We start from the raw sequence: 22,698 nt of genomic DNA, 5'->3' as shown, positions 1-22,698 counted from the left end.
AGGCAGCGTTCCATGGCCGCCTCAAGGGGATGTGAACCAAGCCCGAAGGGCCGGCCTCCTGGCCTAATTTTGCGGGCGCCGCCTTCATCATCTCGAACCCGCGATGGCTGAGCTGAAGCCGCTTGCTGAGAAAGTCTGGCGCTATTGCGAGACGCAGGACATCAGCGGCAAGACGATGACGGGCAAAATCAAATATTCGGCAGTCACCCGGCGCGAAGCGCGGACGACGGCCACCACACTGTGCCAGAGTGGCATGCTCATGCGATTATCGCGCGCCTAAGAAATGCGCTCGGAATTTGAGTCAGGCTTTCCGCCGATCATTTGAAAAATCCACCGGATCAAACCGCCTTGAGATACTCGACCCAGCGCGGATCCTGCATGGCCGCGCGAGCGCGCATGTGTTTCCAAGCGCCGTATTTGTAGAAATCAAAATCGAGCGCCGAGACGACATTCTGGACCATGGCCCAAGTCGACCATTTCACATCGGCAAGCGCCCGGTGCACGGCAAGACGGGCCTTCATTCGCGGATCGAAGCGGCCGAAATATTCCTCTATTACCTCTGCCTCCACGGCATCGGAGAAGAACATCTCGCCGCACCAGATACCGATATCGTAGCAACGGTCGTTATTGGAGGCATATTCGTAGTCGATGAGCATCAGCGACTTGTCGTCGGCGACCATGAAATTACCCGCCATGGGATCGTTGAAGCAGGCAACGAGATCGATGCCGGAGGCTTCGAGAGCTGCACGCGCCAGCCGGTATTGCCTGTAAAGCCAGGCAAAATCGATCGGAAAGGCGCCGCCCAGTTCGCGCACCTGCTCGATATGCTCGTCGATCATGTCGAAGATCGTCTTAGTCAGCGGCAGTCTGCCTGAATCGTTGAAGGTGCGGTAGAGCCCGACGACGGCTTTGCGCACGGTCGGATCCTGGAAATCGCGGTTGGTGCAGGCACGCCGACCTTCGATGTAGTCGGCGATCTCGACACCCCTGTCAGCGAGATACTCGTAAATCTTCGGGCCAATGCCGAGGTCCTGCGCCCGTCGGCTGGCGTCCAGCGCCGCGTTGCGGTCAATGAACATCTCGGTGCCGCGGCCAGGAACCTTGACGAAGAAACCGCCCTGTTCGCCTGCGACCCTGACCCGCCAGTTCGAATTGCTGATACCGCCATGCACCGGACCGTAGTGGAGTTCGCGACCCGACCACGGCTCAATCTCACGTAACAGGGATTCGATCTCCGCTTCCGCCTCGTTTGCCGCTTCTCCCAATCGTTTTTCCATGGCTTGATCTCTCAGAGTGTGCGGAGCATGAATTCGAAACGCGGATTGCGAAGCGCCATACGGCAGCGCAAAAGGCGCCATTGCGCATATTTCAGGAATTCGATACCGCCGCGCGGCGAAACCCTGTCCATCAGGATGCCCCACATGCCCCAGAAGAGATCGTCGGCAATGGCGTAAAGGCGGCAGCGGTTGAGCGATGTCTGGCGAAACTGTCCCTCGAAAATCTCGAGCGCCGGCTGCATTTCGTCGTCGAACTGGAAGGCCTCGTTGAGCAGGATGCCGATATCGTAGAACGGATCGACATTGCGGGCCTCGTCGAAATCGACCAGTTGCACTCTACCATCCGGCGCGATCATGATGTTAGAGGCAAGGCCGTCGGCATGGGCTGGTTTTTCATCGAAGCCGGTGGCGATGATCGCCGCTTCGATATCTCCGACGCATTCGCGCATCCACCAACCGTCTGCGGCGACCTCTGCGATGCCTGCATCGGCAAGCGCTTTCTCGACGACGCGGATGCGGTCGAACACCGTCCACGTTTCGCCAAGCGGCCTGCTGCCATGCAGGGTGCTCTTGGCGGCGATGACACTTTCCAGAACATTGCGCTTGCGCAGGTCGTCCATTCTGGCGGTATGCCAGGTTTCCGGCAGGCGGTCGAAAACGACCGCTGACATTTCCGGGCTGTGCCAGAGGGGCGCCGGCGTCAGGCCCAGGGTTGAAGCCTGACGCGCGGCGCTAACGGACCTCTCCAGATCGACGAAATCCGACTGGTCCGTATGGAGAATTTTCAGGAAATAGGCAGCGGGTGCATCTCCTCTGGCAACGAACCAGTTCTGGCTGTCGACGGCGCGGTGCGTCGGCGAGGCGACGCCTGCAATGCCCGGCGCATAACGCATATCGGCGTTTGCCCAGTCCGGAACGGCCCGGATGGCGGCTTCCGCCGCCTTCTCATCCACTGTGGATGCTTGCCCGAGTGCCTTCATGCTCCCAATCCTTCAGTCCATGGTTTTCAGGATGTTGCCGTCGAGGCAGAATTTCCACAGCATGGCGCTGAGGATTTCCGCGCCCAACAACCGGTCTTCCGGCGTGGTAAATTCCGTCGGGTGATGGATGACGCCGCCGACGCTTGGCACGGCGATGACGACTGCCGGGGAAACGGTCGTCATGCTGACGGCGTCATGTCCGCCGATGGTGTCGAGCAGCAAGGTTTCAAGGCCGAAGCCGGCCGCCGTATCCTGGGCAAGGGCAACCAGTCGCCCGTCCATGTTCCCGGCGCGGCGGCGGTCGATCGAGCGGACCTCGAAGCCGACATCCGCCTTCTTGGCGCAGAGGTCAGCTTTCTCGTTGAGCTGTGCTTCCGCCCAGGCAAGCACCTCGGGCTTGGCAGAGCGCAGTTCGATGAACATCACCGCCTCGCCGGGCACGACATTGGGGGAATTCGGATAGACCTCGAGACGGCCGCAGGAGGTGTGCAGGTCGATCCCGGCTTGATCGGCAAAGCCCTTCAACTCGGCGATCAGGTAGGCCGCAGCCAGGAGCGCGTCATGGCGCTCGGCCATCGGCGTCGGGCCGGTGTGCGCCTGGCGGCCGATGAAGGCGAGCCGGTACTTAACGTTGCCCCAGAAGCGGTTGAAGACGGCAAAGCGCATGCCTTTCTTTTCCAGCTCGGCGGAACCCTCGATATGCAGCTCAATCAGGGCATCGGGAATAACGGGGCCGAAGATGCCGGCATAACCGATATCGTCAAGTGCTTGCCTGACAGAAATGCCGTCGCCATCCTTGCGGGCGAGCGCGAAATCGAGTGTCAATTCGCTGGCATTGACGCCGCTGCCGAGAAGGCTTGGCTGGAAACGGGCGCCTTCCTCGTTGGTCCAGTTGACGATGCAATAATTGACTTTTGGTGTGACCCCAACCGCGGCCACATGCTTGCGTATGGCATCGATCGCCGCGCAGGCGGAAATCACGCCGTAGGCGCCATCGAAGCGGCCGCCGTTCGGCTGGCTGTCGAGGTGCGACCCGCTCATGACCAGAGGCGCATCCGGCCCGGCCCAGTCGAGGAAGCCGTACATATTGCCCATCGGGTCGGTCTCGAGACGCAAGCCCGAATTCTTCAGCCAATTCGCCAGCCAGTCCCGGGCGGCCTTGTCTTCCCGTGACAAGGTCAGTCGCGTCATCGCACCACCCGGCCCGCCGCCAAAGACGGAGACTTCCTCCATCATCCGGTGCAGGGCTTCGGCATCGACCTCAGGCAGGGATGCCGGCTCGCTACGGGTTTCAAGCATAAATCACCTTCACTTGCGCCTCTTCCAACTTTTCAAGAAAATCTGCCCGCGGAGGCGCATCAGTGATGAGCAGATCAACGTCACGAAAATTATAGGTGCAGAAATTACCCTGGCGGCCGAACTTGCTGCTGTCGGCGAGCATCACGACCTGCTTGGCGTGGCGGCGCAACGCCCGGCGCACCAGCGCCTCGTCCTCGCCGAGGTCCATGAAACCGAGATTGACATCGACCGTCACCGCGCTGACGAAGGCGATATCGAAGAGATGTTCGCGGATCACATTGAGCGTATCGGTTCCGAGAAACGCCCGGTAGCTCGGCCGCAGAACGCCGCCGACGGCGACCACGTTATTGGATTCCACCCCCGACAAGGTCTGGATGATATCCAGCGAGTTGGTGTAGATATTGATCAGCGGCCGATCGACGAGATAGCGTGACAGCGCCAGCATGGTCGTGCCGCTGTCGAGGAAGATCTTGGTATGGTCGCGCAGCTCTCTGGCAGCGAGGGTTGCGATTTTTGCCTTTTCACGAGCATTGACGCGCATGCGTTGCGAGATCGGCTGATCGGCATCCCGACGCGGCGTCACGCCGCCGCCATAGATGCAGCGCAGGTGCCCTTCCATTTCCAACTGCTTCAGGTCGCGGCGCACGGTTTCCGGGCTGACGGAAAATTCCGTCGCTAGTTCCTTGACCGTGACCCGGCCATGCTTGGCGAGCTCTTCGAGAATGTGTTGCAGACGTGCCTGGGGATGGTCAGTCATGAGGGCTTCCCGTCACAGGCCCATCGGCAAGTCTGTCGAACCAGCGTGTCCCGCCGTGGTCGTTGCTTCTTTCATCGTCTGATCCTCCCGGGTTTCGATGCAATTTACGGTTTCAAGCTGCCGCGTGGGAAAGCGTGTTTTCCACCAAAAAGCAAGCAGCAAGGTCCTTGTTGCCGCGGGCGGTCAAAACCGGGCTTTGCTTGTGACAGCTGCTGAATGCGTTCGGGCAGCGGCTGGCGAAACTGCAGCCGGGCGGCAGGTCGATCGGGCTTGGCGGCTCTCCTTCCAACAGACAGTCTTCCGGCTTGTAACGGCGCTCTTCCAGCGTCGGCACGGCGCTGAGCAAAGCCTTGGTGTAGGGATGGCCGGGATCGAAGAACAACCGACTGTTGTCGGCGATCTCGACGACCTCGCCGAGATACATGACGGCAACACGATTGCAGACACGGCGCACCATCGCCAGATCGTGGGAAATGTAGACATAGGTCAGGCCGTGCTGGGCCTGCAGCTGCTCGAACAGCTTCAGCAATTTGAATTGCTCGGTCTGGTCGAGCGACGACAGCGTCTCGTCCATGATCAGCACTTTCGGCTCCAGCACCATGGCGCGGGCAACGTTGACGCGCTGGCGCTGGCCGGCACTCAAACCCAGCGGAAGCTCGTCGTAGAGCGTAGCGGGCAGGCCGACCTCGCGCATCACCGAGAGCACGCGGTCGCGTAACTCTGCGCCCCTGGCAACGCCGTGTGTCTTCAGCGGCTCCTCGATGATGGCGCCGATCGCGGTGCGTGGTGGCAGCGAATTGAAGGGATCCTGCAGCACCAGCTGAAAATCGCGGCGGAACTTCAAAAGCCCCTTGCCGGAAAGCCTGGTGATATCCTGTCCGTCGCAGAGGACCTGGCCGCTATCGGGCCGTTCCAGCCGGCTGAGCAGACGCATGAGCGTGGATTTGCCGCAGCCGGATTCGCCGACGATGCCGAAATTCTCTCCCGGCAAGACGTCGAAGGTGACGTTGCGCACGGCACGCACGGTGCTGTAGCTGGCAAAGGTGCCGCGTTTGCGCACCCGGTAGGAACGGGTGGCATCGCGAATGCTGATGATGGGCTCGCGGGTCTCGGCCGGTAGCTCGATGGCGACCGCTTCGCTCGTCCAGATCTTCGGGATCTGGCTGATCAGCTCGCGGGTATAGGGATGCTGCGGCGTGTCGACGAGTGCCTTCGTTGCCTGCCGCTCCACGATCTTGCCTTCGGCCAGCACCAGGATCTGATCGGCAGCGTCGCTCACCAGCGGCAGCGACGAGGATATGAAGACGATCGCCGTGTCGAAACGCGTGGTCAGTTCGCGCATCAGGCGCAGCACCTGGGCGGCGACCGTGACATCAAGCGGCTGGGTGACGTTGTCGGCGACGAGGAAAGCCGGATTGCTGACCAGCGCATCGACGATCAGGGCGCGCTGCATCATGCCGCCGCTGAATTGCGATGGATATTCGTGATAGCGCATCTGCGGCGAAGGGATGCGCACCGCGCCAAGCAGATCGATGACCCGCTTCCTGGCTTCCTCATGCGCAATCTCCGGTGCGACCGCGCGCAGTTTCTCGACGATCTGCTGGCCGACCGGCAGGGTCGGATCGAGAGCCCCGGCCGGATTGGCACCGACATAGGCGATCTCGCGGCGCAGCGTGCGCAGTTTCTGTGCCGGCAGATCGAGGATGTTCTGGGATTTGTAGACGACCGATCCTGACGTAACCGTCAGTGGCGGATCAATCCAGTTGACGAGTGCACGCGAGAGCACGGTCTTGCCGGCACCGCTCGCCCCAATTATGCCGAGAATTTCGCGCGGGGCCAGATCGAAGTCGATGTCGGAAATGATCGGACGCATGCCGTCGCCCGTTGCCAGGCCGACGCTCAGATCGCGAACCTTCAGAAGCGGTGTGCCGGTCACGATTTGCCTCCATAGATACGATTGCGAGCCCGTTCAAGCGATGCGCCCATCAGGTTGATGCTGGTCAGGCACAGACACAGGAACACGCCCGGCATGGTGGCGATCCACCAGGCGTTGAGCAGGTATTTGCGGCCGTCGGCGATGATGTTGCCGAAAGTCGGCGTCGGCGGCTGAACACCCAGCCCGATGAAACCGAGGATGGATTCGAAGATCATCATTCGGGCGACATCGAGCACCGAGACGAAGATGATTGGCGGCAGCACCAGCGGCGCCAGCAGGCGCACCATGATGCGGAAATCGGACGCGCCGTAGATTTCAGCGGCACGCACATACTCCCGCTTGCGCTCGGTCATCACGACGCTGCGAGTGACGCGGGCATAGACCGGCCAACTCGACAGGCCAAGAACGAGGATGATCGCCGGGATTGTCGGGCGCGAGACGCCGAGCACGGTGATTGCCAGGATGATCATCGGGATCGACAGCTGGGCATCGGTCAGGCGCATGATCGCCATGTCGACGCGGCCGCCATAATATCCGGCGATCGTGCCGAGCGAACAGCCGATGAGTAGCATGACCAGAACGGTGGAAAGACCGATGAGCAGCGAGTAGCGGAGGCCGACCAGGCTGCGCACCAGCATGTCGCGGCCGATCTGGTCGGTGCCGAGCGGCGCCGTCCAGTTCCATTTATCGCCCATGAACGGCGGCGCATGCAGGCGCGTGGCGACACTCATCTTCGTGGGGTCGATGCCGCTCAGTTGCGGATAAAGCAGGGCCGCCATAACCAGCACGATGAAAATGGCAGCGCCGACACGGAATTCGTTGGAGGCAAGGGCAATCCGCCAGATACGCCGCGCCACTGAAGCGCCGCGTTGTGTTGCCGGAACCGGGATTGTCGGGATGTCTGTCTCTGTCACGCTCATCAATATTCCAACCTTGGATCGATCATGGTGGCAATCAGGTCGACTGCGATGTTGATGAAGACGAAGATCGCGCTGGTGACGATGGCGATCCCCTGGATCAGCGGGAAGTCACGCTGCAACACGGCGTTGATGGTCAAAAGTCCGAGACCGGGATAATCGAAGATGAATTCGACGACGAGGACGCCGCCCAGCAGGCCGCTGATCTGGATGCCGATTAGATTCAGCAGGGGAACGGAGGCGTTCCGCAGCGCATGGGCGACAATGATGCGGCTGCGGCTGAGACCGCGCACGTTTCCGACTGCGATGAAAGGCTCCATCATCACGGTAGCCACGGATCCGGTCAGCGTCCGGATCAGCACCGGCGCCAGCTCGACGGCCAGAACGATCGCCGGCAGGATGGTATAGGCAAAGCCGGCATATCCGATCGCCGGCAGCCAGCCGAGTTTGACAGACAGAAGCATGGCAAGGACGATGCCGAGCCAGAAGTTCGGCAGCGATATGAAGATCGAAGAAATGTAGAAGGCCACGCGATCCGGCCATCGTCCGGGCGCCAGTCCGCCGGGAATGCCGACCAAGAACGAGAAGATCAGGGCGAAAAATATTGCCAGGCCGCCGAGTTGCAGCGTCATCGGCAGGGTGTCACCGATCAGGGTCAGCACTTCGGCGCGTTCGCCGCGGGTGGAATCGCCGAAACTGGAACCGCCTGTGGAAGCGCCGCTCGCGGGCCGTACGAAGGATTGTCCGAGATCGCCCCTGACGACGCCGCTCATATAGCGGCCGAACTGAACCAGGATGGGATCTCGCAGGCCCATGTCCTTGGCGATCTGCTCGATCAGCGCTTCGGGCGCCATGCCGCCGGCCATCAGCCGGACCGGATCGCCGGGAACCACGCGCAGCAGTGTGAAGATAAGCAGCGTCACCAGAAAGACGATCAGTGCGCCTTGCGCCAGCCGTCGAACCAGAAAACTGAGAATGAACATATCATATCCTGGCAGCAATCGGAGCGAACCGTCCTGAGCGGCGACGGTCGCGGTCGTTTGTTGACATCATGAGCGAAACGAAAACCTCCACGGCGCTGGCCTCCAGCGCCGTGGAAAACGCAAGCCAGCCTCAGCTGAATGCGGCCTTCGAGGCGTCCATGGACCCGTCAGGATAGATGAAGAGGCCGGCCAGCGACTTGTCCATCGCGTGGATCATCACCGAAGTGAACAGTGACAGGGCCGGCACCTTTTCGGCAAGCATGGGCATGGTTTCGGTCTGCAGGATGTTCTTGCGCTCCTCGAGTGACGGGGCGCTGCGCTCCTTGTCGAGTGTCGCGTCGATTTCCTTGTCGACGATGCCGGTGATGCGTTTCGAGGTCGAATGGAAATGCGTGCGCAGTACGAGGTCGGGCTCAGGTGAACCGGTGGACCAGCCGCAATCGACCATATGGCCGGGGCCGCCGCCCGGACGATCGTAGAGGCGTTCGTTCCAGGCGGCGATTTCCAGAACAGAGAGCGATACCTGAAAACCCTGTTCCTGCAGCATGGCGGTGATGACCTCGCCGTATTCCTTGGTCTTCGGGTAGAAGCCGACGGAGGTGATGTATTCCAGCGGCGGCAGGCCCTCACCCTTGGGGAAACCGGCCTCGGCCAGCAGCGCCTGGCATTTTTCCGGGCTGTATTCCGGGTAGTTCGGCAGGTCGATATAGCCGAACTTCACCGGCGACACGTAATTGGACGAAGCATGACCGGCCGAGCCCAGAATTTCGACGATCATCGAGCGGTCGATCGCGTGGCAGGCCGCCTTGCGGATCAGCGGGTTGTCGAACGGCGCCTTCGAGCAGCGGAACCAGAGATATTTGTTCTCGACCGAGACGACGCTGCTGATTGCGATCTTGTCATTGCCATCGAGCGAGGTCACCTGTTCCGGTTCCAGACGCTCGGCGATCGAGGCCTGGCCATTGAGCAGGGACAACATGCGTGTCGTGCTGTCACCGACGAAATTGAAGCTGATGCCAGGAATCTTCGGCGTACCGAGGAAATAATCAGGATAGGCTTCGAGGATCGTGGCATTACCTTCCTGCTTGACGAACTTAAACGGGCCGGTGCCGTTCAGGCGCTGCGTCAGCGGGCCGGTCGGGCCGCCGGCGACATCGGTCGCCGACATGATTGGCAGGTATGAGGCGAGGAAGATGAACAAATGGGCCGGATATCCGCCCTTGGAGGTATCGACGATGACCGTGTAGTCGTCAGGGGTGGTGATCGTCAGCGTCTCGGTCGGGCCGGGATAGAATTGGGCCGGGCGGTCAGGCCTGGAGCCGTATTCGAAGGTCGCCTTGACGTCTTCGGCCTTGAAGGGTTTGCCGTCGTGGAATTTGACGCCCTCGCGCAGCTTGATCTCGAGTTTGTTCGGCTCGAGAAGCTTGATGCTGGTGGCCAATTCATAGACCACTTCGTCGGGCTTTTCGACTGTCATCGGCGTCCGCGTCAGGAAGCCCATGACGAAGCCTTCGATATTCTTCTGCGATAGCGTTGTGTGGCCGGTCGGGTCCCAGTTGCCCGTAATATTTTCCGCCGACAGGAACACCACCGTCTTGCCCGTTTGGGCAAAGGCCGAGGAGAACAGAAAATCCGGGTTGATCTGCAGGAGACCGGCACCCGTGCCAGCCGCACCAAGCCCGGCGAGGAAATTGCGTCTGCTGATGTCATTCATAAGCTGTTTCCCTTTTGTGGTTTTATGTGGCTTTCTTATTATTCCACGATATCGGGCATTTTTTCGTTTTTCAATGGGTTCTCGTAAATTAGAAAATCGGAATGCCATTCTCCTGTCGTAAATCAGCTCAGGCGATTTGTATTATATTGATTATAAGTGTAATTTAGGAATGTTCTTTCAGCGTAGCGCTAGGCAAATGGCGCATTTTTCAGCATTTATCTATTTTGCGGGCAGAATGAGCGTGCCGAATTACTTTTATAAATGTCACAAAATCACATTTGGCGCCTAAAAAATATTCAAGCAAAGGTGACGCACAAATCTCGCCCGCGATATGACGGACGCGCAGCATGTCGAACCCCCCTCGGTCATCGGCCTTGCCGCCCAGACTAACCATCTGGTGACGGCAATGCAGATCCCCGTCGATCCGGAATTCGATAGTGCCAAATGAATAATTGTGCGATCAGTCGTTGAGCATTGCCGGTCTTGAATAGATTCGAACCTACGACCACTGGTTGGCGACTGGGACGGAATGGATAATCAATCGGCTCCCGGCGTTGTGTGCTGCTTCGAATGAAATGGTCATGACTTGCGTACGGTACGCTAATCGCATACCATTCAGCAGTAAAATCGGAGGCTGGAAACTATGGCGACGGTCGAGAAAATTACGATTGCACTGACATCCGAAATGGCGGGCTTTGTGCGAAGCGCGGTCGATGCTGGCGAATATGCATCGACGAGTGAAGCCATCCGTGATGCCGTCCGCGAATGGAAGGAGCGACGAGATTTGCTCGGCTACACCGTCGAGGATCTGCGAGCGCTCGTACAAGATGGCATCGAAAGCGGCCCAAGCTCCCGCACGACAATGGCAGAGGTAAAAGCTGCAGCGCTCGAGCGATTAAAATCTGCACGACCCGAACGCTAACCATGCTTCCAATTATCCGAACCAATCGTGCGGACGAGGACCTGATCGAGATATGGTCCTACATAGCCATTGACAACATATCTGCGGCTGACCGTGTTCTTGACGCGATTGAAGCACGCTGGGACAATCTCGGCCGACACCCCTACTCGGGGGTTGCGCGCGACGATATCGCGCCAGGCATTCGGCATCTCGTTTCAGGTGAGTATCTGACTCTTTATCGGCTCAGTGGCAGTGCCATTGAAATCGTCCGCGTCCTGCACGGGCGCAGAAAGATTTCCTCCAAAGTGATTATATAACGGCGGGCTCGCGGTACCCCTCATATAAGATCTCGGATTGCATGCGTTTTCAGGCGTAAGCAGATTTATGGAACTGCTGCGCAAGTTCGGCTAGGCCGCCCTCGAGGATCGGCCTGTCGAAGAATTACGCTCCTTGACGACAGCAAGGAAGCGATCGATGTCGGCTTCGGTGTTAAACATGGCGAGTGAAATCCGGACTCCGTCGCGCTCCGGCGAAACGCGAACATTCTTGGATGTGAAGTAATCGATCCACTCGTCAGCCGGCAGGGTCGCGACGTAGATGTGCGGTGCACGGTTGGCGCGGTCGCTCGGACCGACAAGTCCAACGCCGAGTTCGTCTAGGCCGGCGATTAGACGATCGCCGAGATCGAAGCAATGAGCTTGGATTTTCTCGACGCCAAGTTCGTTGATCAGATCGAGTGCCGCACCGAGGGCCTGAATTGCCGGCAAATTGAAGTTGCCGAGCTCAAAGCGGCCCGCGGTCGGAGCCGGAGCCATGTCGTCCGGGCGGGCGATGAAATCGGCTGGGGGATTGGCAAGGCTGATTGCAGCGAGATAAGCAGGTTCAAGTTCCGTGCGAGTCCTATCCCAATAGAGAAGGCCAAGGCCTTGCGGGACTAGAAGACCCTTGTGGGTCCCGCAACCGATGAAAGTTGCGCTGACCTTCTTCGCATTGATGGGAACCACGCCGACCGCTTGCATGATGTCGAGCACATAGTAGAGGTTCTTTTCCTTGCAGAGCTGGCCGACACCAGCAATGTCAAAGCGATGTCCGGCATGGAATGTGACCTGCGACATCGAGACTGCCTTGGTATTGGCGTCGATGTACGGACGAAAGCTGTCGGCATTGACGACTTCGGTCATGGGAATAGCGCGGATTTCGACGCCCTTCTTCTTAAGATTGAGAAAGGCATAAGCGTTGTTGGGATGATCCCCATGGATCATAAGGACGTTGTCGCCAGCCTTCAGCGGAAGGGCGTTGGCAGCGATGTTCATCGCCTCGGACGTATTCTTCGTGAACGCGATTTCTTCAGGAATGGCGTTCAACAGACCTGCGACCTTCGCCCGCGTCTGCTCCATGCGATCGATCCATACCGATTTCGGACCGGCCGTCTCGTAACCCTCCCTTATGAAGGTTTCGAGTGCATCCTTGACCGGCTTCGACATCGGCGTCTGGAAGCCGGAGTCGAGGTAAGTCATCTTCTCGACGGCAGGAAATAGCTTCCTGACTGCTTGGACATCGTAATACTGCGTCATCAATCTCTCCAATTCGGCCAGCAAAACCCGCTCACCGTAGCGATGAACTACGTCGTTTCCGATCCCGAGGTTTGGTCGGGCTATTTGGGTCTGTTATTTTGCGCTGCACAAATTTTCGAATGCAGCAATGTTCTAAATCATAGGCCAAAAAACCCTTTCGTCTACATACATCTCGTTAAATGAGTGTAATTTACTCCGAAAAATGAGAATATTCGATCAAGTCGCATGATTCTAGGTTTGACCGGCAAAATAACTTATTGATTCCTAAAGCGCTTGATGAGACGCAGTTCGCCAGCGACAAACTTACCTTTTGTGGTCCGCCGAAGGGTGTTTGGGTGCCGCCGGTATCTACGGGGAGCAGGCAAAATTAGGCAGTCGCCCTTCTATTCATCCAGGCAGAAATTGGCGGCTTCCAAAGCTAGGGCCGCTCAGATTAAATTCGGTGTCGTCCGCGTTTCCGAAGTCTGAATTGGAAAGGGCACTCAGCCTTGGGACGCAAGGGCGTGGCTTCTGCTGTTTGCTCCCTGACTCGTGGCGTTTGCTGAGTGTTTGATTGATCGTGCTGTGCTAATGTCTCGAACTTCGTCTTCAACCTCTGCTACGCCCTGCCGTACCAAACTCAAGTCAGGAAATGACCTCAACGGTCAACCTCTTCGGAGAAATCGCTGTCGGACTGAAGTATCGTTTCAGAAAGCAGCACCGCCGCATTCATCAGCGGTTCGCGGAAACGCTGCAACTCCTCGTAGCTTACCCGGGCAACGGGCACTGAGACACCAAGGCATGCTATTAGCGTTCCGTCGGGAGCAAGAATGGGAACGGCGCATCCGACGACGCCCTTGACAAACTCTTCATTCGTTCGCGCCCAGCCAGCGGACCTTGTTTTTTCGAGGACTCTTAAGAGTGCTTCAGGATCGGTGATGGTTCGGTCTGTGTGCTTTTCAATACGGAACGACCGCACCAGTTTTTCGCGTGCTTTTGCCGGCAGCATACTCATGTAGATTTTTCCGGTCGAGGTGCAATACAGCGGGGCGCTACCACCGGGATCGAACTGAAGGCCTTGAGGAGCGGTCACCCGGACGCTATCGACATAGGCAACGACATTGTTTCGAACAATTCCGATCTCACATTGCTCGCCGATTTCTGCTGCGACGTTTTGGAGAACTGCGTGGCGCCGCGCGGTCCGGAACGCAGAGCCAATCGTCTTCCCCGCGAGCACGACAAGTGTATTGCCAACAACGTAACGTTTGGTGCCTGCCGCCCGCTGCAGGAGCCCTCGTGCTTCCAGATTGCCAATTAGCCTGTGAGCTGTCGGCAATGGCAGGTCCAGATTTTTGGCGATATCTGCCGCTGTGACCGCTTTCTGTTGGCTGGCCACAAACTCCAGTATAGCGAAGGCGCGGTCGAGCGGTCCATCCTGATTCACGTTCAAGCTCATATGGGAACTCACAGAGATCCAGAGAAACCAAAATTCGAGAGAAAATTACTCGAAAATTGAACGCATAGCCTAATGATGAATCTAAGAATGTTCAAATGGCAATTAGAACCGGCGGTTTGCTCCAACCGCTGTGATGCTGACTAACTTGAAGCTCGAGTGCTTCGAGGGGGGCCGAGCTTCCGCGTCGGCGCTATCCCCATTCTCGCAACACCATTCACAGCGCTCTTGCAGTTTCAGACCGAATACCATCGGAAAAAGGCCCGGCATTCCTGCCGGGCCAAAGGAGCGAGAATACTCGCTGAGGGAAGGAAAATCTTCACGCCAATGCGACACCAGATGTAAGATTACTTCGAAATAATCTGCTTGAGGACCGTTTTGTCTATGGGCTTCACGACCACACCTGCCTCTTCATGAGCAACGAGGCCGACCGCTCCGCTATCCTTGTCGCCCCAGCCTTTCGCCATGGCTTGCTCCATGCGCACCATGACCGCCTTGGAGAGGTCCATCGGCAATTCCAAGGCATTCCCCAATTCGAGCGCCAGTCTGAGGTCCTTGTGCGCATGTCGAAGCCGGAACGCCGGTTCATCGTACGACCGATCGAGATATTTGCCTGCAATCCCATCAAACGTGCGCTGGAGGCCGTTCGAGCCTTCGCGTATCGCCTTAAAAAGGGCAACCGGTTCAATGCCCGCTTTGACACCAAGGTCCATGATCTCGCACAGCATCGAATGGCGAATATTTGCGCCGGTGTTGTGCACGAGCTTGGTAATCGTTCCGGTGGAGATAGCACCCATGTGCTCAATTGCCTTGCCGACAGACTTAAGCACGGGAAGGGCCTTCTCGAACCCCGCCTTGTCGCCCCCAACCCAGATTGCCAGGGTACCATCAGCAGCACCCCACGGCCCACCGCTCACCGGTCCATCCAAGAACTTGATACCCTTTTTGGCAAGTTCTGCTTCAAGTTTCTTGACTGTCTCGACGCCGTTGGTCGAAAGATCGACTATCACCGAACCGGGCTTCAGGGTTTCCAGAAGCGATGAACTGCCTATGCAAACGGCTTCAACCTCTGTCGGTCCCGGCAGGGAAAGCAAGACCACGTCCGCGTCAATCGCAGCCTGCGCTGGGCTTTCCGCAACTGTCACGTTCACGCCTGCGATCGATTGCGCGGCCGCCCTATTGAGGTCGAACACCTTGAGGGGGAAGCCAGCTTTTGCAACGTTCTTTGCGATGGACAACCCCATAAGGCCAAGGCCGATTACTGCGACATTCATCTGAGTTTCACTCATTTTCAGACCTTCTTGGCTTCCGTGATTGCGTCTTTTGCGATTTTGAACGCCTCGCCCGCGGCGGGAACCCCTGCATAGATGCAGACCTGCATGAAGACCTCACGCATTTCTTCTTCGGAAACGCCGTTGGTCAGCGCCCCACGCACGTGTGAGGCGAGTTCGCTCGCTCGACCCATTGCGCTCAGCATAGCAAGATTGATGATGCTGCGAGTTTTACGGTCCAGCCCAGGACGGTTCCAGACCTCGCCCCAGCAATACCGCACCGCCATCTCCTGGAAGGGATAGTCAAAATCGGTCGCGCTCGCGAGAGCCGTTTCCGACCTCTCGCGGCCGATAACTTCACCGCGTGTGTCGCGACCAAGTTCAAACACATCGTTCGCCATATGAGCTCCGTTCGTAGTTTTGTCTACGATGCCACAAAGAAGCGCGTTGTGATCAGCTTCCTTGGAGATGAGCGTTGCGATTTATGAAACACTCGATGTATGACAGGCAATTCGAAGTGTAGCTGCTTGTGAGGACGCATTGGTCGAAAACTCCGGATCAATAGAGCGACGACGCATTTCGCTCGTGAAGCGCATGAGTCACTTTGATTTCCGAAGCCTAGCCTACCTCGATGCCGCGGTTAGTGCGGGTTCCGTTCGTGGCGGCGCCGAGTTGCTGAATACATCCCCATCGGCACTGAGCCGGCAAATCTCGCGAATGGAAGCAGAGCTGGGGGTTTCGCTCCTTGAACGTCACGGCCGCGGCGTTCGCCCGACCGAGGCCGGGGGACTGTTTTTGCAGTATTTTAACGATCAACGGCTGCAGATCGAAACAGTCATTCAAGGGGTGTGGGAAATCCTGGGCTTGCAACGAGGCACTGTATCCATCGCTCTTGGACGCGGCTTCGGGGAAGACATCATGCCGATTCTAAGATCGTTTTCCCAAACGCACAGCAACGTCCAGCTCAATTTGTCGTTTGGGAGCACTGACGAGATCATTCAAAAAATCGTGGAGGACGATGCCCATCTCGGCTTAGCTTATAATCCGCCAAAGGATACAAAGCTGCATTCCCACAGCTCGAAACGACATCCCATGTGCGTTGTCACCAAGCCGGATCATCCCCTTGTTATGCTTGGTCGGAAGGCCAAGGTGTCGGATCTATCGGAGTACGATCTCGGCTTGCTGCCAGGTCGTTTTGGAATCCGCCAAGTCCTGCTGTTTGCAGAAGACAATGAGCACGTGATGTTGTCGCCCAAACTGGTGGCCAACTCCACGCGTGTTCTTGAACGGTTCGCTGCAGAGTGGGGGGGAGTTATCGTGAGCCCCGAATTCGCCGTGCAGCGCGAGATAGAGACCGGGAATCTGGTAGCGCTAGAATTCGAAGAGGCGTTTCTCCAAGCCGGGGAAGCTCACCTGCTAACCCGCCGAGGCCGCCGCCTACCCCCGGCGGCGAGTGCGCTGTTGCAGGCGATCAAAGCGTCCCTAGCTTTGATCCGGCCATAGTTCACGCTGCCAGATCGTCGACGAGGCGCTCCATCAACCTCAATCCACGATCAAGTTCATCCAGCCGGATGTATTCATCGGCTTGATGCGCTTGCTCTATGCTACCGGGGCCGCAGACAACTACCGGAAAGCCTGCCCTCTGATAGACTCCTGCCTCTGTCGCATATGAAACCGCTGAGGTTCCATTGTCACCCGTAATCCGCCGGGTGATTACTTCAGCGAGGTTGCCAGGGTCCGGATCGAGGCCTGGCGTCAGCGAACGTCGGGTAATTCTGATGTCAACGTCTGGACATCTATTGCGGAGTCTAGGAAGCACGACCTCTGACACATATTTCTCAAACAGCATTTGATAGTCTGCTGGGCTGATGCCTTCGATCGTTCTGACATCCGTGATAAAGCTGCTCGATGGCGCAACCACGTTCGCAGCAATTCCCCCAGAAACCACTCCACAATGTATCGTCGTGAAAGGTGGGTCGAAACAGTTAGATTTCCGCGTCTCCGCTTCCTTATACATCAGTTCGTCGAGCCAAGTGATCAGGCGTGCGGATTCGGTGACCGCGCTGACCCCTTCGTGAACCCTGCTGGAGTGAACACTGTGGCCCTTTATGTCCGTGACAAAAGTCACAATACCCTTATGGCTAGTGACAATCCTGTTCTCCGTCGGTTCGCCCACAATGACCGCCGCATTGTCTGGTAAAGTCTCCTTCATCAGCGTCGCCATGGGCCAAGCGCCAAGGCATCCGAGCTCCTCATCGTAACTGAACGCTAGATGCAGAGGACGTAATAAGGCCCTGTTTTTCGCCAAGCCAGCGGCCACGATCATTTGCGCAACAAAGCCTTTCATATCGGTCGTGCCGCGTCCGTAGAGACGTCCGTCTATTTGCGTAAGTTTCCAAGGATCAAACGACCACGTTTGGCCTTCGACTGGAACGACATCGGTGTGACCGGACAATACGACGCCGCCAGGCACGTTCGGTCCGATCGAGGCTAACAGGTTCGCCTTCCCTCCTGTCTCGTCGGGCTGTACGACGCAACGCGCGCCGTACCCTTCGAGAATTCCCTTTATATAGTCGATGCATTCGAGATTGCTTTCGGAAGATACTGTCCGAAAGGCGAGGAGATCGTCCAAGATCTGAAGCAAATTACCAATCTGCATCAGAAAAGACCTTTATAGTCACCGAACATCGTCACCGTCGTCTTCAGTCGCATATAGTTGTCGACCGCTTCCCAGCCATATTCGGAACCCAAGCCACTGGACTTGCGGCCAGGTACAGGGGTGTTCAAAGAAAGCGTGTGCACGCAGTTGATCCAGACGATCCCCGTGTTGATCGCGCGACGCGCGGTTTCCGCGCGGGCAAGGCTGCTTGTCCATACAGATGCGGCTAGACCGTATTCCGTGTCGTTGGCGGCCGCGTAGGCCTCCTCGTCATTGTCGAACGGAGAAACCGACATGACTGGCCCAAAGATCTCTTCACGCGCGAGCGAACTTGCCGGATCGAGATCCGTCACAATCAGAGGAGCGATAAAGCAACCGCCTACCATCGGGCTGTATTTGGCTGAAAGTGCGAGCTTCGTTGCCCCGGCAGCAACGCCTTCCGACAACAGGCGATTGACGCGGTCGAGTTGCTGCTGGGAGACGATTGGGCCCAGATCGGTGGATGGATCAAGCGGGTCGCCGATGCTGATCTTTGCTACGCGTTCCTTGCACTTCTCGATGAAGGCGGCGAGAAGTGGACGGGCGACCAATACCTTTGCGCAAGAGGTGCATGTCTGCCCCTGATTCATGAATACGGTCGTGACCGCGCCGCTCGCAGCGGTGTCCAAATCTGCGTCGTCGAACACAATGAACGGAGATTTCCCGCCCAGTTCAAGCGTCACGGACTTTAGTCGCTCGCCGGCTGCCGCCGCAATGCGCCGTCCCGTAGCAGTCGAACCTGTAAAACTGATCTTCGGCACATCCGGATGTTCGACCAGGGCCGCGCCAGCTTCTGCACCGAGGCCGGTAATCACGTTGAAGACTCCCTTTGGCAAGCCAGCGAGATCAAGAAGATGCGCCAGCAGGAGCGCCGACAACGGAGTCTGCTCAGCCGGCTTGAGAATAAGCGCGTTGCCACACGCGAGGATGGGGGCGATCTTAGTCGTCGCATTCGTCATAGGGAAATTCCACGGTGAAATCGCCCCGACTACGCCGTAGGGTTCGCGCTCGACCAGACCAGTCTTTTTGGGCCCCATGTCGATCACAGATCCACGGATCTTGTCCGTGATTCCAGAGAAGAAATCGAACATTCCAGCCGCACCGTCTGTGTTGCGACCTGACGTTTCCGAGATCGCCTTCCCACTGTCGATAGAATCCAAAGCACCGAGCGCCAGTCGGTGCTCACGGATTAATTCTGCAGCCTTCCGCATAATGCCGGCGCGTTGCATTCCATCAAGTTCTGCCCAGACCTTCGCGCCGATCTTCGCAGCATCGACAGCACGTTGCACATCCCCGGCCCCAGCGCGAGAAATGCTGATGATCGGGTTGCCGGTGGCTGGATCCACGGTGTCAAAGGTGCGGCCGTCGGATGCGGCTTCCCACTTCCCCCCAATCCAGAGCGTGCTGCCGCTCATGCAGTCAGCAGGCAGATACTCGGAGATATTCCCTCGTTGAACTTTGCTCATCGCGGCATTGCCTTTCATATGAAGATACGTTCATCGATTATGTGTATTTTTTCTCTGAACAGCGTGCTTGAAGTCGGCTGAAGCGTTGCCCAAAGCGCAACACTTCAGCCGCTTGGCCGAGCTCAGTCTTCGTCCGATATCTTCGTCATGCCATCACAGCGCTTCCGCAAGCGCAGCCGCGAGTAGCTGATGCTGAACCACCTCAATGTGGATCCCATCGATGGGCGAGGTTTTCACATGCGCCGCCGCGTCAATGAACTTTGCGCCGAGTGCGGTCGCCATCGGCTCGAAATACGATGCCAGCGCGAGCGATTTTTCCATCGCCCCGGAAAAGGTTCCACTTCGGAAGCCGATTTCGTTTACATGGGGAGGTGCGACGACAAGCACTTCTGGCGCAGCAACCCCAAGGACTCTGTCGGAACGTTGCACCGCCTTGACTACGGCTGCGAGGGCAATTTTGATGTGTTCTGGCCGCAAGCTGAAGGTTGCTTGAAGATCGTTCGTGCAGAGCATTACAATGACGAGATCAATCGGAGAGTGACTTTCCATCACGAGCGGCACAGCGGGGAGAGCGTCGAGATAGGGAGCGTTCTTGTTGATGCTCGCGGCGGTACGGCCTGGAAGGCCTTCGCAGATGATATGCACGCCAAGCTTGGCCCCGAGAATGTTCGGCCATCTGTCCTCGGGAGCCCATCGATCTCGTGTCCAGGGATACGCGTTCGGCTTCAGGCCATAAGTATTGGAATCTCCAAAACAAAGGATAGATCGCACGAGATCACCCGCGGATTGAGCTTGATGCCGGGGTTTCGGTGCTACAATCTTCGAACATCTTTTGGGTTTCGGCAGCGTTCAACCCACTTGCCAGGCAGAGCATGAGAAGAACTCGGGCCTTATGCGGATTTAGCGTTCCCGCAGCGATGAAGCCAGCTGCATCGTCGTCCACTTCGCCGTTTCGATCGACGCGGCCAGCGCCTGTTCGGGAGGAGCGCACGATCAATACCCCGTCCCGCGCCATGCCGGCGAGAAGGGGCAAGAGATTGTCCGGAACGCTGCCGCTACCCGTCCCTGCTATGACCAGTCCAGGATACTGCGCGTGCTTCACAAACTCCGCAAGGCTCGCATCCTGCCCCGCGTAGCCATAGATAATGTGAACCTCTGGCAGAACTGATGGAGTGGGAAAATGCGGCAAAGGTAACAACGCACTGTCTCTGTCAAACTGTCCGAAAGAGATGGTGCCGACGGCGCCGATGTTAGGGCTATCGAATGCACTCAGCTTCTGGCTATCCCTTTTTGTGAGGTCCCGAGCGGCGTGAACCTCTCCGCTAAAGACGACCAGAACACCCTTTGAGCGAGCCGAAGGGGAACGGCAAAGGGCGACAGCATTTCGGAGGTTCTCTGGTCCGTCACTCTCTGGGCTGTGCGCGGGCCGCATTGCACCGGTAAAAACGATCGGTTTTTCCGTGGGGCATGTGAGTTCCACGAAGAGGGCCGTTTCTTCAATGGTGTCTGTGCCATGGGTTACAACCACACCATCCACGTCGTCTCTCTCGATAGCGGATAAGACCGCATTTGCTATTGAAATCCAATGCGAAGGACGGACGTTCGGGCTGGTGAGCTGAAGAATTTGGTGGGCCTCGGTCACGCCATCGAGGCCACTTGAGCGCAGTAGCGCTTCAACGCCCAGGGTTGCTTGCCTCTGGCCGTTTTGGGCAATGGTGCCACCTGTGGCGAGGACAACGACGCGACCGCCAGTCGCGCCGATGGCTGTAGGTTCCATATCACTCATCTTCGGGGATCTCGACAAAGGACAGGATTACCCCTCCGAGCCTGGCGGCATCGCTTAAAACGGCGCGCTCACCGACCCGACGGGGAGCAACCGGCGACGTCGCGAGACAAGCATTAAGCGCCTCCATCGAACGAACCTTTAGGTCCAACGCGAACTGGTAGGGTTTGTCCGGCGTGACGATGGCGTCAGGCAAACGTCCGTACCTTTCACTGGCGCTTTCCCGATCCATTACCAAGAATTCACCGTTACCAGTTTGGGCGGAGAAGCCGAACTCTGTTTGGCTGACGCGGTCATGGCCGTGAATAGTAGAAAGCCAGTCAAGAACACCCTTTTGCTGTGGCTTTTCCGCCAGGATCGAGACCGACGTGAACCCGTAAGCAGAGTTGGGGTGATCCATCCATTCGGGGAATTCAATCAAATGGCGCTTATGCTGTTGGCATGCGAAATTTGACAGCCGAGGCAACTGTTCATTTTCAAGAATTTTGAGTGTAGTGCTGGTCCTGTCTGGCGTGCCATCGACGAGGACGACATCACGGCCGAACTCGATCGTCCCTTGGCATACTCCACCACGGGCTTCAACAGCGGCCGCATCTCTCTCGGCATCGTCGCTGTATAACGCCGTGAGGGCCACACCTTCCCGCTCCTCGATGGCCTCATGGACGAAACGGCCAAAACGAAAATTGCCTGCAGGATAGCTGTCGAGAAGGGAAGTGTCGTAGATCCCCATCAGTTCAAGAAGCGAATTCTTGAAGATGATCGCACAGGTCGATGTCCCCCACGGATGTTTTCCAATCCCTTTCATCCGAAAGCCAAGTTGGCCGTAAAGCTCTCTCGTCGTTGGAAGATCTCTGACACACACCAGGGGATGGTCGATTCCAAGTACGTTTATCATGAACGACGCTCCTGAACTGACAAGCTGAAACCGGTAAAAGAAGACGCGTTTCTTACCTTGATTTGCGCTGGGACGCCCGCGACCGTCGCGCCGTCAGGCACATCTTTCGTCACAACAGAGCCAGCCGCCACGATAGATCCTTTGCCGACCACGATGCCGCCGAGGATAGTCGCGCCCGCACCAATGACTGCTCCTTGCCGCACGGTCGGATGTCTCGGCCCCTCGCGAGTATTAAAGCTGCTACCGAGAGTTACGCCGTGCCACATGGAAACGTCGTCTTCGACGACTGACGTTTGCCCGATGACGATGCCGAGCCCGTGATCGAACCAGAGTCCCTCGCCCAACTGAGCTTCCGGCTGGATGTCACACCCAAATGAGCGACCAGTGTGCCCTTTGATGGCAAAGGCCAATTCTCGCCTCCCGCCTAGCAGAAGCGAACGGGTAACCCGGTACGAAAGTAGACCATGGAGACCGTTGGCGAAATGAAGGGTGGCGATTTCGCCGCCAGGATCGAGATCCTTCGCCGCCGTGGTGTAAATGTCAGCAAGCGCAGAGGACAAAGCTGCCGAGTCTGTGGTGAACACTTCCAACGCGGCATCGAGGACCGATTTGCGAGCGCCACCCTCCGGCAGGCAGCCCGCGAGGACGTGAGCAACGAGTTCGCCATCGGATTCAAGCTTGAACGGGTCATAAGAGAAAGCCTGTTTAAGTGCAGCTTCCCTCGCAAAAAGCTTTTGCGCCTGCTGTAAAAGGTAGTCTTTTCCTCGGCGTGCAGTGACACCGCCCAAACTGTTTTGGGCCTGATCCAACATCCA

At 57.7% G+C, this 22,698-nt stretch carries 21 protein-coding genes and 2 pseudogenes; 5 read left to right on the top strand and 18 right to left on the bottom strand.

Annotation, left to right across the window (positions count from 1 at the left end):
* Nucleotides 1-91 precede the first annotated feature (91 nt).
* A pseudogene (locus MOV76_RS02730) lies at nucleotides 92-203 on the top strand (DNA polymerase IV); the annotation flags it as partial.
* 135 nt (nucleotides 204-338) lie between these two features.
* Here MOV76_RS02730 and MOV76_RS02725 read toward each other — a convergent pair.
* The 8 genes from MOV76_RS02725 to MOV76_RS02690 all read right to left on the bottom strand — a co-directional run bounded on the left by MOV76_RS02725 (nucleotide 339) and on the right by MOV76_RS02690 (nucleotide 9,863).
* The gene (locus tag MOV76_RS02725; protein WP_113543139.1) at nucleotides 339-1,277 is read right to left on the bottom strand and encodes a choline/ethanolamine kinase family protein; all 939 of its coding nucleotides are present in this window, start codon (nucleotides 1,275-1,277) and stop codon (nucleotides 339-341) included.
* An 11-nt stretch (nucleotides 1,278-1,288) separates the two neighbouring features.
* Nucleotides 1,289-2,257, bottom strand: coding sequence for a phosphotransferase (locus tag MOV76_RS02720; RefSeq protein ID WP_247263755.1), 969 nt, complete (start codon nucleotides 2,255-2,257; stop codon nucleotides 1,289-1,291).
* A gap of 12 nt (nucleotides 2,258-2,269) precedes the next feature.
* On the bottom strand, nucleotides 2,270-3,556 hold the full coding sequence (locus tag MOV76_RS02715; RefSeq protein WP_247263754.1) for a Zn-dependent hydrolase: 1,287 nt from the start codon (nucleotides 3,554-3,556) through the stop codon (nucleotides 2,270-2,272).
* Nucleotides 3,549-4,313, bottom strand: coding sequence for a DeoR/GlpR family DNA-binding transcription regulator (locus MOV76_RS02710; protein ID WP_065277039.1), 765 nt, complete (start codon nucleotides 4,311-4,313; stop codon nucleotides 3,549-3,551). The genes MOV76_RS02715 and MOV76_RS02710 overlap by 8 nt, the downstream gene beginning before the upstream one ends.
* 112 nt (nucleotides 4,314-4,425) lie before the next feature.
* Nucleotides 4,426-6,249: an ABC transporter ATP-binding protein gene (locus tag MOV76_RS02705; protein WP_247263753.1), complete on the bottom strand. Its 1,824-nt coding sequence runs from the start codon at nucleotides 6,247-6,249 to the stop codon at nucleotides 4,426-4,428.
* A complete protein-coding gene (locus tag MOV76_RS02700; RefSeq protein WP_247263752.1) occupies nucleotides 6,246-7,169 on the bottom strand; it encodes an ABC transporter permease in 924 nt (307 codons plus the stop codon). The genes MOV76_RS02705 and MOV76_RS02700 overlap by 4 nt, the downstream gene beginning before the upstream one ends.
* A complete protein-coding gene (locus MOV76_RS02695) occupies nucleotides 7,169-8,149 on the bottom strand; it encodes an ABC transporter permease (RefSeq protein ID WP_065277041.1) in 981 nt (326 codons plus the stop codon). The genes MOV76_RS02700 and MOV76_RS02695 overlap by 1 nt, the downstream gene beginning before the upstream one ends.
* Before the next feature lie 130 nt (nucleotides 8,150-8,279).
* Entirely contained in the window at nucleotides 8,280-9,863 is a 1,584-nt protein-coding gene (locus MOV76_RS02690) for an ABC transporter substrate-binding protein (RefSeq protein WP_247263751.1), read from the bottom strand.
* 322 nt (nucleotides 9,864-10,185) lie between these two features.
* On the opposite strand from MOV76_RS02690, the pseudogene MOV76_RS02685 reads away from it, so the two are divergent.
* From MOV76_RS02685 to MOV76_RS02675, 3 genes and pseudogenes are all read left to right on the top strand, one after another.
* Nucleotides 10,186-10,311 (top strand): annotated as a pseudogene (locus MOV76_RS02685) (carboxymuconolactone decarboxylase family protein); the annotation flags it as partial.
* Nucleotides 10,312-10,506: 195 nt separating this feature from the next.
* Nucleotides 10,507-10,785, top strand: a complete 279-nt coding sequence (locus MOV76_RS02680; protein ID WP_018517194.1) for a type II toxin-antitoxin system ParD family antitoxin — start codon at nucleotides 10,507-10,509, stop codon at nucleotides 10,783-10,785.
* 2 nt (nucleotides 10,786-10,787) lie between these two features.
* A complete protein-coding gene (locus tag MOV76_RS02675) occupies nucleotides 10,788-11,081 on the top strand; it encodes a type II toxin-antitoxin system RelE/ParE family toxin (RefSeq protein ID WP_247263750.1) in 294 nt (97 codons plus the stop codon).
* Nucleotides 11,082-11,171: 90 nt separating this feature from the next.
* Here MOV76_RS02675 and MOV76_RS02670 read toward each other — a convergent pair whose 3' ends face one another.
* The 4 genes from MOV76_RS02670 to MOV76_RS02655 all read right to left on the bottom strand — a co-directional run bounded on the left by MOV76_RS02670 (nucleotide 11,172) and on the right by MOV76_RS02655 (nucleotide 15,442).
* Complete coding sequence (locus MOV76_RS02670) at nucleotides 11,172-12,338, bottom strand: aminotransferase class V-fold PLP-dependent enzyme (RefSeq protein ID WP_247263749.1); 1,167 nt, start codon at nucleotides 12,336-12,338, stop codon at nucleotides 11,172-11,174.
* Nucleotides 12,339-12,975: 637 nt separating this feature from the next.
* A complete protein-coding gene (locus MOV76_RS02665; RefSeq protein WP_247263748.1) occupies nucleotides 12,976-13,773 on the bottom strand; it encodes an IclR family transcriptional regulator in 798 nt (265 codons plus the stop codon).
* Between the two features lie 344 nt (nucleotides 13,774-14,117).
* A complete protein-coding gene (locus MOV76_RS02660; protein WP_408987978.1) occupies nucleotides 14,118-15,143 on the bottom strand; it encodes an NAD(P)-dependent oxidoreductase in 1,026 nt (341 codons plus the stop codon).
* A complete protein-coding gene (locus MOV76_RS02655; RefSeq protein ID WP_247263747.1) occupies nucleotides 15,062-15,442 on the bottom strand; it encodes a carboxymuconolactone decarboxylase family protein in 381 nt (126 codons plus the stop codon). Before MOV76_RS02655 ends, MOV76_RS02660 begins: the two co-directional genes overlap by 82 nt.
* 139 nt (nucleotides 15,443-15,581) lie before the next feature.
* On the opposite strand from MOV76_RS02655, the gene MOV76_RS02650 reads away from it, so the two are divergent.
* Nucleotides 15,582-16,544: a LysR family transcriptional regulator gene (locus MOV76_RS02650; protein ID WP_247263746.1), complete on the top strand. Its 963-nt coding sequence runs from the start codon at nucleotides 15,582-15,584 to the stop codon at nucleotides 16,542-16,544.
* A gap of 1 nt (nucleotide 16,545) precedes the next feature.
* On the opposite strand, the gene argE is transcribed toward MOV76_RS02650, so the two are convergent.
* The 6 genes from argE to MOV76_RS02620 all read right to left on the bottom strand — a co-directional run bounded on the left by argE (nucleotide 16,546) and on the right by MOV76_RS02620 (nucleotide 22,695).
* Nucleotides 16,546-17,700: an acetylornithine deacetylase gene (gene argE / locus MOV76_RS02645; protein ID WP_247263745.1), complete on the bottom strand. Its 1,155-nt coding sequence runs from the start codon at nucleotides 17,698-17,700 to the stop codon at nucleotides 16,546-16,548.
* Complete coding sequence (locus MOV76_RS02640; protein WP_247263744.1) at nucleotides 17,700-19,205, bottom strand: aldehyde dehydrogenase; 1,506 nt, start codon at nucleotides 19,203-19,205, stop codon at nucleotides 17,700-17,702. The genes argE and MOV76_RS02640 overlap by 1 nt, the downstream gene beginning before the upstream one ends.
* 153 nt (nucleotides 19,206-19,358) lie before the next feature.
* The gene (locus MOV76_RS02635) at nucleotides 19,359-19,976 is read right to left on the bottom strand and encodes a GDSL-type esterase/lipase family protein (protein WP_247263743.1); all 618 of its coding nucleotides are present in this window, start codon (nucleotides 19,974-19,976) and stop codon (nucleotides 19,359-19,361) included.
* A 4-nt stretch (nucleotides 19,977-19,980) separates the two neighbouring features.
* Nucleotides 19,981-20,991 (bottom strand): asparaginase, encoded by a 1,011-nt coding sequence (locus MOV76_RS02630; RefSeq protein WP_247263742.1) that lies wholly within the window; start codon nucleotides 20,989-20,991, stop codon nucleotides 19,981-19,983.
* Nucleotides 20,984-21,883: a VOC family protein gene (locus MOV76_RS02625; RefSeq protein ID WP_247263741.1), complete on the bottom strand. Its 900-nt coding sequence runs from the start codon at nucleotides 21,881-21,883 to the stop codon at nucleotides 20,984-20,986. The genes MOV76_RS02630 and MOV76_RS02625 overlap by 8 nt, the downstream gene beginning before the upstream one ends.
* A complete protein-coding gene (locus MOV76_RS02620; protein ID WP_247263740.1) occupies nucleotides 21,880-22,695 on the bottom strand; it encodes a serine O-acetyltransferase in 816 nt (271 codons plus the stop codon). Before MOV76_RS02620 ends, MOV76_RS02625 begins: the two co-directional genes overlap by 4 nt.
* Between the last annotated feature and the right edge of the window lie 3 nt (nucleotides 22,696-22,698).

It is taken from the genome of Rhizobium sp. PRIMUS64 (assembly GCF_023006465.1).
GTDB lineage: Bacteria > Pseudomonadota > Alphaproteobacteria > Rhizobiales > Rhizobiaceae > Rhizobium > Rhizobium leguminosarum.
The sequence above is the reverse complement of the archived record's forward strand: the minus strand, read 5'-3'. Positions and strand labels throughout refer to the sequence as shown.